The following is an 8,881-nucleotide window of genomic DNA, read 5'->3' as shown; positions in this document are numbered from 1 at the left end:
AAGTCGACTCGGCCGACTTTTCGTGTGTTGTGCCCCGGGATTCCAGGGCCCGTAAGAAGTCGACCCTGCCGACTTTTCGTGCGGTCCTCGCGTGGTGGGGGAGGGGGTGGTCGCGTCCTGCTCGCCTGGGAGGTCGATCTCGCCGACTTTTCGTGCTGCCCTCAACCTGCTGCCGCGCCCTCGCGTGGCGAGTGGCCCGGTACTGTCGGCGCGAGGGGTTGTCGGCCTCGGGGGCGCGATCAGGACCGGCCCGAGTCCGGTCGCGCGAGAGGTCGACTTGGCCGACTTCTCGTGTGTTGTGCCCCGGGATTCCAGGGCCCGTAAGAAGTCGACCCTGCCGACTTTTCGTGCTGTCCTCGGGTGGTGGGGGAGGGGGCGGTCGCGTCCTGCTCGCCTGGGAGGTCGGTCTCGCCGACTTTTCGTGCTGCCCTCAACCTGCTGCTGCGCCTTCGCGTAGCGAGAGGTTGGCGGCCTCGTCGGGGGCGCGATCGGGACCGGCCTCGATCTCGTCTGCGTGAGAAGTCGACGCGGCCGACTTCTCGTGTCGCCTCAGGCCTTTGGCCAGGTGTGGAGGCCGCTCGTCAGGGTGGTGATGAGGCGGTCGTGGGTGGTGGTCAGGTCTTCGGCGAGTTGGAAGGCTCCGGCGATCGAGAGGGAGGCGAAGCCGTGGGCGAGGGAGCGGACGGTGCGGGCGGCGTGGATGGCTTCGGAGCCGTCGAGGCCGTACTCCCGCAGGACGGCGACGATCACCCCCACCAGCCGGGCCGCCGCCGCGTTGAGGTCGTCGTCCGCCTGGGGGGCCTGCGGCAGGGCGTTGTACCGGTGCGGGTACGCCGTCGCGTAGGCGTGGTAGGCGCGGAGGACGGCGGCGACGGCGTCGTCCCCGCTGCGGCCGAGGGCGGAGTCGGCGAGTCGGGCGGCCAGTTCCTCGGTGACGCGGACGGCGATGAGCCGCCGCAGTTCGGTGAGGCCGCCGCTGACGTGCTTGTACAGGGAGGGGGTGGCGACGCCGGCCCGGGTGGCGACGGCGGCGAGGGTGAGGCCGTCCGGGCCCTGGTCGTCGATGAGGGCGAGGGCGTGGTCGACGACCTGCTCGGGCGTCAGTCCGACTCGGGGCATGGCTCGGTCTCTCTGTGTCGTGATCCGGGGGAGGAGGCTCAGGCGATCTCGGCGAGGAAGGGCAGCAGGGCACCGGCGACGGCCTGCGGGTTGTCGGCCATCGGGTAGTGCCCCGAGCCGTCGATCATCACCTTCCGGGCGCCGAGCGCCGCGGTCTGCCGGTCGGCGACGACCTCCGGCTTCGGGAAGTCGGGGTCCTTGGTGCCCATGAGGACGAGCGCCGGGCACCGCACGGCGGCGGTCCAGCCGACGGGCGAGGAGTCGCCGCGGACGTGTCCGCGGGTGGCGGTCCTGCGGCCGGGGGTGCGCAGCGCGTCGACGAGCCCGGCCACGTACGCGTCGAAGTCGGCCGGCTTGGCGCCCGGGTAGGCGAGCTTGCGGTGGTAGAAGCCCCAGAACGCGGGCCAGTGGATGACGACGGTCCCCATGGCGTGGACGACGCCGCGCATGAGGGCGTTCTGCGGGAGGTTCTCGATGAAGGCGTCGATCAGGACGATCCCGGCGACCCGCTCGGGCGCGTCCCCGGCGACCTTGACGACGGTCGCCCCGGTGTAGGAGCTGCCGGCCAGGACGGCCCGCTCGATGCCGAGGTGGTCGAGCAGGGCGAGGACGTCGGCGGCGATGGCGCCCGGCGCGTAGTCGTCCCAGGCGATCGAGGACTCGCCGAAGCCGCGCAGGTCCATGGTGATGACGCGGTGGCCGGCGGCGGCGAGCAGCGGGACGAGGTGCCGGTACGAGCGGCGGCTGTCGAGCATCCCGGGGAGGAGGACGACGGGGGTGCCGTCGCCCTTCAGGGTGTCGTCGAAGGCGATCCGGCCGCCGGGAACGTCGAGGTACTGGGTGTCCGGGGTGGTGGTGCCGTTCATGGTGGGCCTCCTCGGTCCGCTGCTGCGGTGGCATCGGCGGTGCTGCCGATAGCCATAAAGCTAAGGCTAATAGCCTTAGCCGTCAAGCTATCGGCCCGCTCCGATGTGAGGAGGTCGTCCGCGCCGACCGGCACCCCGCCCCCTCACGTCCCTTCGACCTTGAACGGGTCGTGCTCGCTGAGCAGCTTCTCCAGCCGGGCCTGGTCCACCCGGGTGACGATCTCGTTCGTCTCCTGCTTGTCCCGGATGACCTTGGCGAGCGTGAAGGAGGAGGTGACGGTGTAGAGCAGGCCGATCCCGAGGAAGGCCCGGGTCCAGGCCCCGACCGGCAGGTAGGCGATCCCGAGGGCGAGGGCGGTGCCCGACAGGGCGAAGGAGAGCACGGCCTGGAGGTAGTACGCGGCCGTGGTGCGTGACTGCATCGGTGCGTTCATGGCGCCAGGATGGCGGCGGTCCGGCCGCCGCACATGAGTAGGAGTACTCAGACGGGCCTGGTCAGGCCGTCGTTCGGTGATGCCCAATCACGTTAAGTAGTGCCAGGGGTGGGTAAGAGCCGCAAATCAGTCATAGGGCGCAAGGCACCCGCCCGGTTGTCGGCCGTCCCGGGCGGATGGCTTGGAATCAGGGCGCCCTAGGATTAACGTTTGATAACGCAGCGCGGTCGAAACGCCGTACCCAGACGGCACCGTGCGCCGTCGCCTAATCCCGCCGGCCGGCCTCCGGGCAGGTCAGGGAGCCGGGGAACCACGTTCCTTGGGGTGAATCGGCGGGGCCCCGGCCCGGCCGTAGGAGACCTTCCTGCTCCGAACCCGTCAGCTAACCCGGTAGGCGCGAAGGAAGGAAAGGAGCACGCCTCCGTGGCGTCGACGCACACCCCGGCACAGCCCGCCGGCCCTGCCGCCGGTACCCAGCTCCTCGACCACCCCCGTCCGGCCGGGGACGAGTTCCCGGCCCCGGAGGCCGAGGCCAACCGCCACCGGATGCCGCGTCAGACCCGCGGAGCCTCCCCGCTGCTCGGCGTCACCGCCGTCGCCGCCACCCTGGGCGCCACCGGCTTCGCCTCCGCGACCCCGGCCGCCGCGCCCGCCGTCGAGTCCCCGGACGAGGCCCCGGTCGCTCTCGCCGCAGACCCCGGCCTCGCGCTCGCCGCCCGCATCCAGCAGCAGGCCGACGGCCAGCGCACCGCCGCCGAGGAGAGCGCCCGCGTGCAGGCCGCGCAGGAGGCCCAGGCCAAGGCCGCCGCCAAGGAGGCCGAGGCGAAGAAGGCCGCCGACGACGCCGAGAAGGCCAAGGCCGCCGCCCTCACGCTGCCGGTGCGCGACTACAACCTGAGCGCCCACTACGGCCAGAGCGCCCGCTACTGGGCGCACCTGCACACCGGCCTGGACTTCGCCGCCGACACCGGCACCGCCGTGTTCGCGGTCGGCCAGGGCACGATCACCTCGGCCGGCTGGTCCGGCGCGTACGGCTACCGCATCGTCGAGACCCTGCCCGACGGCACCGAGATCTGGTACTGCCACCTCTCCTCGATCATCAAGGGCAGCGGCACGGTGACCTCCGGCCAGCAGATCGGCAAGGTCGGCGCCACCGGCAACGTCACCGGTCCCCACCTGCACCTGGAGGTCCGCCCGGGCGGCGGCGCCCCGGTCGACCCGGAGACCTGGCTCCAGCAGCGCGGCCTGAACCCCTAGCCGCCGCGCAACGCAAACAGGAAGGGCCCCGACCGTCGCCGGCCGGGGCCTTCCGCATCAGTCCCGTTCCGACGGCTCCGACGATTCCAGCGATTCCAGCGATTCCGACGGCTCAGACGCCTGCGGCAACTGCGCCAGGTACGCCTCGATCTCCGCCGGCCCCGGCTCCGGCGCGAGCTCCGGGAACTCCTCGACCAGCAGCCGCGGCAGCCCCGGCACCGTCCACTCGCCGCACAGCGCGAGCGCCGCCTGCACCGCCGCGTCCTCGAACTGCCCGAAGTCCCCGGCCAGTTCGTCCGGCATCGGGCGCCCCAGCGCGTTCAGCTCGGCGAGGTTGCGGTAGCTGCGCCGCATCAGGCCCTGCTCCAGCAGCCGCCGCGCGCCGTCCGTGGCCATGCCGACCGACAGCACCCGGCCCGGGCCCCAGCCCTGCTCGTCCGGCTCGTCCAGCCACCCGGCCTCGGCCAGCGCGGCGAACGCGTCCAGCCGGTCCTCCTCGGCCAGTTCGAGGAACCCGGCGAGCCAGTCCCGCACCGCGGCCCCGTCCGTGACGTCCACCCCGTGCGCGCGCAGCAGCACCGCGTACAGCCGGGGCCACGTCACCAGGTCGGCCCGGCGCAGCAGCCCGGCCGCGACCTCGCCCTGCCACTCGGCTTCGGCGTGCAGCCGCTCCTGCCGCTTGGCGTTGAGCCGCTTCGCCGCCCGCTGGTGGTCGACCAGCAGCCGGACGGCCTCGCCGTACGCGAACGGGTCCTCGTCGGGGGCGGGCTGGACGTACAGGTGGAGCCGCTCGTACAGCAGGTGCTCCACGGCGTCCGAGGTCAGTTCGGGCCAGCCGTCGCGCATCCTGCCCTCGCCCAGCTCCAGCAGCGCCAGCACCGTGCGCAGCGGCGCCTCGGCCACCGGGGTGCGGCCCTCCGCCGCCGCCCAGGCGAGCAGGTCGGCGGCCCTGGTGCGCGGGGCGAGCCGCAGGTCTTCGTCGTTCATAGCTCGAACGGTAACCGCTGGTCGGGGGTAGGGTCGGCAGCCATGGTCCCCGTACGTCTCACCGGCCCCCGGCTGGCCATCCGCGAGTACCACCACACCCCGGAGGAACTGGACGCGCTGCACGCGCTCTTCGGCGACCCGGAGGTCACGCGGTACCTCCCGTTCGAGCCGCGCGACCGCGAGGCCTGCGCGGACCAGCTCGCCCTCTACCTGGAGGGGGCGATGGAGGAGGAACGCGACACCTACCGGCTGGCCGTCACCCTCCACGGCGCCGACGCCGCACCCCGAGCCGACGCCCGAGCCCGAGCCGACGCCGCACCCCGAGCCGCCGCCGGAGCCGACGACCCGGCGGACGCCGCGCCGATCGGCCAGGCCGCCCTCACCCTCGGCCCGTACCGGTCGGCCGAGCTCGGGTACGTGCTGCGCCGGGACGCGTGGGGGCACGGCTACGGGAGCGAGACCGCCCGGCTGCTGTGCGTCCTCGCCTTCGACCACCTCGGCCTGCACCGGCTGGCCGCCTCCGTGGACGTCGACAACGCGGCCTCCGTCCGGGTGCTCGGGAAGCTCGGCTTCCAGCGGGAGGGCCGGGTCCGGCACGACGTCCTCAAGGGCGGCGTCTGGTCCGACTCGTACCTGTACTCGCTCCTCGCCGACGAGTGGCGGGGGAGCGGAACGGCGGGTACGGGGGGTTAACCCCACCCCGGATCCGCCAGGCCTCCGGATGCCGCCGGACCACCCCGCCCCACAAGAATGGAACCGTCAGCAGGGGAACGAGACGGGCAGGGGCCGGGACATGAGCAGCTTCACCACACACGACCGCGACTGGGACGTCCTGGACGGCCACGACGGCCGCACCGGCGAGCGCACCGACGACAGCCGCCCCGCCCGGGCCCGCCGCACCGAGGAACCGCCGCCGTTCTGGCGGGCGCCGTTCTCCGCGCACTACTACCGCGAGGTCGGCTACGCCCTCACCGGGCTGCCGGTCGGGCTCGTGGGCTTCGCCGTCGCCGTCATCCTCTTCTCGTTCGGCGTCGGCACTTTCGTGACCGCCCTCGGACTGCCCGTCCTGGCCGGGCTGACGGTCGCGGCCCGCGGCTTCGGCCGGCTGGAGCGCTCCCGGGCCCGCGGCATGCTCGGCCTGGACGTGCCGGGACCGGCGCCGGTGCGCCAGAGCCGGCCCGGCACGTGGGGCGCGATCACCGCGCGGCTGGCGGACGCGGCCGGGTGGAAGGGCGTGCTGTACCAGGTGGTCATGTTCCCGTGGGCGGTGTTCAGCTTCGCGATGACGCTGGTGTTCCTGCTGGTCGGCTGGACGATGGCGCTCTACCCGCTCTACCACTGGGTCTTCCCGACCTTCACCTCGTGGCGGGGCTACAAGGTGTTCGACTACACGGACGGCAAGGGCGTCGAGCACGTCTACTTCGTCGAGGGCGCCGGGCAGATCGCCGCGGTGTCGGTGGCCGGCATCGTGATCGTCTTCCTCACCGCACAGCTGGTCCGCAGCCTGACCAACGTCAACCGGGCCGCGATCCAGGGCCTGTGCGGCCGCTGACCCGCCGAGCGAGCCCCTCCCGGCCCCGACCGCGCCCCGGAACGCTCCGGATGCGGCCGGGGCCGGCCCGTGTTGCGATGGCCGGGTGGCCGACGACACCCCAGCCGCAGACCCGGCCGCAGACCCGGCCGCAGACCCGGCCGCAGACCCGGCCGCAGACCCGGCCGCAGACCCGGCCGCAGACCCGGCCGCAGGCCCAGCCACGGACCCGGCCGCAGACCCGGGCCGCGCCGCGGACCCGGCCGTGGACCCGGACCCGCTGGTCACCTCCCGCCCCCTGGACGAGTACTGCGCGCTCTTCGGCCTCACCCGGGCCCGGTTAGCCGCCCTGCCGGGACCGGTGCTCGACTGCCCCGGCGGCGCCGCGGGTCTCCCCGCCGAGGCCCGCGCCCTCGGCTGCCGCGTGATCGCCGCCGACCCGGCCTACGCCCTGCCCCCGCCCGCCGTCGCCGCCCACGCGCTCGCCGCCCGGGCCGCGATGGCCGCCGCCATGACCACCCGCCCCGAGCTGTACCTGTCCGCGCGGCTGCTCCCGCCCGACCGCTACCTGCGCAGCTGGGACCGCGCCCGCCGCCTGTACGTCGCCGACGCCGCCGCCCACCCGGAGCGGTACGTGGCCGCCGCGCTGCCCCGACTGCCGTTCGCGGACGGCACGTTCGCCCTCACCCTGAGCGGCTACCTGCTCTTCGCCTACCCCGAACGCTTCGCTCCGGCACGGCAGTTGGACGCCCTGGTGGAGCTGGTCCGGGTGACCTCCCCGGACGGCGAGGTGCTCGTCCACCCGCTGCACGACGGCCGCGGCCGCGCCTGCGGCCACCTCGACGCCCTGCGGTACGCGCTCGGGGAGCGCCGGGTCACCAGCGAGATCCGCCGCTTCCCGCGCGCCGGGGACGGTCACACCCGCCGCGTCCTCGCGTTGCGGGCCGCCGACCGCCGCCGCCGCGAGGCCGGCCGCACCGCCTAGGAGCCGTCCCCCGGAGCCGCCTGCCGCGGCGGAACGACCGCAGGAACGGAAGCAGGCACAGAAGCGGGCGCGGGCACGAAAGCGGGTACGGACACAGGGGCCTGCGGGCCGGTCGGCGCCTCCAGCCGGGACAGGATCTTCTCCGCCAGCCAACTCCGGTCCGAGCCGTACGGAATGCCGTCCGGCAGCATCAACTGCCCGGCCACCGCGTCCCGCAGCCGCTGCGCCTCCGCGCCCGGCAGCCCGGAGAGCAGGCCCCGCGCGGCCAGCAGCGCGTGGTACTGCTCGAAGCCCGAGCGCGGGCGCTCGATCGCGTCCAGCACGCTCGACAGGTCGGCGAGCGCAGGATCGCCCTGCATGAGCGCGAGCGCCTGGATCCGGCGGCCCTCCGAGCCGTCCGCGTACAGGTCCCGCACCTGGTCGGCGGTGAGCGCCGAGCGGCGTGCGGTCGAACGGACCTCGGCCACCACGCCGTCCGGCCCGGCCGCTTGTGACCCGGCGGACGGCGGCAGCTGCGCGGCGAGCGCGCCCGGCCGGTCCGCGCTGCCGCCCAGCACCCCGAGCTGCTGCATCGCGCGCACCCGCAGGTCGTCCGCGCCGACCTTGTCGCCGTGGCGGTCGCGGTCCTGCCCGGCCAGGAAGAGGTCCAGCGCCTGGTCCGCGTCGGTCAGCACCTGGGGCAGCGCGAGGCGGGTCACCAGCCAGCCGGCCAGGAAGCCGAAGACGGTGAAGTACAGCACCAGCGCCGCCGCGAACGGCACCGCCGCGTCCTCGCCGCCCAGTGCGGGCGCCAGCGCGGTGCCGAGCTGGTGCAGCCGTTCGCCGAGCGAACCGAGCTGGGTCAGCCCGACCCCGAGCAGCACCTTGGTCAGCCAGTCCGAGACCTGCTCCAGGTTGGTGTTCGGCGCGTACGAGCCCTGCGGCTCGCCCGAGCCGTTGCGCACCCGCGGCACCCCGAACAGGAAGCCGAGCGCACCGCCGACGACCGACGACGCCCCGGCGATCACGAGCCCGCCGCCGAGCGCCTGCCAGGCGTGGGCGCGGCCGAGCGAGAAGAGCAGCAGGCCGAGCAGGCCCGTCCCGAACAGGACGGCGGCCGCAGCCCGTTGAGCCGTCCGCAGGGCCGCCGTGCCGGTCCGCCGCCGCGCCTTCGTCATCGCGTACCCCCTGTGCCCGCGTCGCTCCGCTCCGGAACCCCGGCCGACTCTAGCGTCGTGGTCCCACCGCGGACACGCCCCGGGGGTGCCGCGCGGGTGCCGCGGCGACGACGGACGGAGAAACGCAGACGGCCCGTGGGCTGCTCCTCCGCGCCGGCCCGTGCACTGGCCAGGCGCCGAGGCACCGGGGATGTACCGGTGAGCCCACGGGCCGGGTGACTGCTGTGGATTTCGCCTGCCGGGAGCCCGAGGGCTCCACCCAGCGCAGGCAGGGGCGGCTCTAGCGAGCAGCCACCTCACGCATCCTGATGGAACTCAATTCAGGATCACCTCCTTTCAGTGTGCCGTCACTGTAGGCAGCGCCCCGGAGGGAGGGCAACGGATTATTCGCGCGACCGCTCGGGCGCTCTCGTGCCGGGGCCGGCGTCGGCGCCGGGGGCGGAAACAGGGCCGGCGCCAAGAGCGACGGGCGGCGGGCGGCGTACGGCCGGGGGAACGCGAAAGGCCCGGAGGACGGATCCTCCGGGCCTTTCGGCTACTGAGTA

At 74.1% G+C, this 8,881-nt stretch carries 9 protein-coding genes and 1 riboswitch; of the genes, 4 read left to right on the top strand and 5 right to left on the bottom strand.

Going from position 1 to position 8,881, the window contains the following annotated elements:
- Nucleotides 1-549: 549 nt before the first annotated feature.
- From ACFV4F_RS25170 to ACFV4F_RS25160, 3 genes are all read right to left on the bottom strand, one after another.
- Nucleotides 550-1,119, bottom strand: a complete 570-nt coding sequence (locus ACFV4F_RS25170; RefSeq protein WP_380436881.1) for a TetR/AcrR family transcriptional regulator — start codon at nt 1,117-1,119, stop codon at nt 550-552.
- Nucleotides 1,120-1,157: 38 nt separating this feature from the next.
- The gene (locus ACFV4F_RS25165; RefSeq protein WP_380505567.1) at nt 1,158-1,985 is read right to left on the bottom strand and encodes an alpha/beta fold hydrolase; all 828 of its coding nucleotides are present in this window, start codon (nt 1,983-1,985) and stop codon (nt 1,158-1,160) included.
- Between the two features lie 143 nt (nt 1,986-2,128).
- On the bottom strand, nt 2,129-2,419 hold the full coding sequence (locus tag ACFV4F_RS25160; RefSeq protein ID WP_380436885.1) for a YiaA/YiaB family inner membrane protein: 291 nt from the start codon (nt 2,417-2,419) through the stop codon (nt 2,129-2,131).
- 252 nt (nt 2,420-2,671) lie between these two features.
- A riboswitch (cyclic di-AMP (ydaO/yuaA leader) is annotated at nt 2,672-2,830 on the top strand.
- A 12-nt stretch (nt 2,831-2,842) separates the two neighbouring features.
- Between ACFV4F_RS25160 and ACFV4F_RS25155 the strand changes: the two genes are divergently transcribed.
- On the top strand, nt 2,843-3,676 hold the full coding sequence (locus ACFV4F_RS25155) for a M23 family metallopeptidase (RefSeq protein WP_380494042.1): 834 nt from the start codon (nt 2,843-2,845) through the stop codon (nt 3,674-3,676).
- Nucleotides 3,677-3,733: 57 nt separating this feature from the next.
- Here ACFV4F_RS25155 and ACFV4F_RS25150 read toward each other — a convergent pair whose 3' ends face one another.
- Nucleotides 3,734-4,663 (bottom strand): hypothetical protein, encoded by a 930-nt coding sequence (locus ACFV4F_RS25150; RefSeq protein WP_380505564.1) that lies wholly within the window; start codon nt 4,661-4,663, stop codon nt 3,734-3,736.
- Nucleotides 4,664-4,705: 42 nt separating this feature from the next.
- Here ACFV4F_RS25150 and ACFV4F_RS25145 point away from each other — a divergent pair, with 42 nt between their 5' ends.
- The 3 genes from ACFV4F_RS25145 to ACFV4F_RS25135 all read left to right on the top strand — a co-directional run bounded on the left by ACFV4F_RS25145 (nt 4,706) and on the right by ACFV4F_RS25135 (nt 7,179).
- On the top strand, nt 4,706-5,356 hold the full coding sequence (locus tag ACFV4F_RS25145; protein ID WP_380505561.1) for a GNAT family N-acetyltransferase: 651 nt from the start codon (nt 4,706-4,708) through the stop codon (nt 5,354-5,356).
- A gap of 100 nt (nt 5,357-5,456) precedes the next feature.
- Complete coding sequence (locus tag ACFV4F_RS25140; protein ID WP_380494047.1) at nt 5,457-6,215, top strand: sensor domain-containing protein; 759 nt, start codon at nt 5,457-5,459, stop codon at nt 6,213-6,215.
- A gap of 244 nt (nt 6,216-6,459) precedes the next feature.
- Nucleotides 6,460-7,179: a hypothetical protein gene (locus ACFV4F_RS25135; RefSeq protein WP_380505558.1), complete on the top strand. Its 720-nt coding sequence runs from the start codon at nt 6,460-6,462 to the stop codon at nt 7,177-7,179.
- Here ACFV4F_RS25135 and ACFV4F_RS25130 read toward each other — a convergent pair.
- Nucleotides 7,176-8,336 carry a hypothetical protein gene (locus tag ACFV4F_RS25130; RefSeq protein WP_380505555.1) on the bottom strand — a complete coding sequence of 387 codons (1,161 nt, stop codon included), beginning with the start codon at nt 8,334-8,336 and terminating at the stop codon, nt 7,176-7,178. The genes ACFV4F_RS25135 and ACFV4F_RS25130 overlap by 4 nt on opposite strands.
- Nucleotides 8,337-8,881: the final 545 nt, after the last annotated feature.

The organism is Kitasatospora sp. NPDC059722 (genome assembly GCF_042733235.1).
Taxonomy (GTDB): Bacteria; Actinomycetota; Actinomycetes; order Streptomycetales; family Streptomycetaceae; genus Kitasatospora.
The sequence above is the reverse complement of the archived record's forward strand: the minus strand, read 5'-3'. Positions and strand labels throughout refer to the sequence as shown.

Excerpts from the sequence above, each read along its gene's own strand:
- ACFV4F_RS25170 (WP_380436881.1), bottom strand. The coding sequence starts at position 1,119 with ATGCCCCGAGTCGGACTGACGCCCGAGCAGGTCGTCGACCACGCCCTC.
- ACFV4F_RS25165 (WP_380505567.1), bottom strand. The coding sequence starts at position 1,985 with ATGAACGGCACCACCACCCCGGACACCCAGTACCTCGACGTTCCCGGC.
- ACFV4F_RS25160 (WP_380436885.1), bottom strand. The coding sequence starts at position 2,419 with ATGAACGCACCGATGCAGTCACGCACCACGGCCGCGTACTACCTCCAG.
- ACFV4F_RS25150 (WP_380505564.1), bottom strand. The coding sequence starts at position 4,663 with ATGAACGACGAAGACCTGCGGCTCGCCCCGCGCACCAGGGCCGCCGAC.
- ACFV4F_RS25145 (WP_380505561.1), top strand. The coding sequence starts at position 4,706 with ATGGTCCCCGTACGTCTCACCGGCCCCCGGCTGGCCATCCGCGAGTAC.
- ACFV4F_RS25140 (WP_380494047.1), top strand. The coding sequence starts at position 5,457 with ATGAGCAGCTTCACCACACACGACCGCGACTGGGACGTCCTGGACGGC.
- ACFV4F_RS25130 (WP_380505555.1), bottom strand. The coding sequence starts at position 8,336 with ATGACGAAGGCGCGGCGGCGGACCGGCACGGCGGCCCTGCGGACGGCT.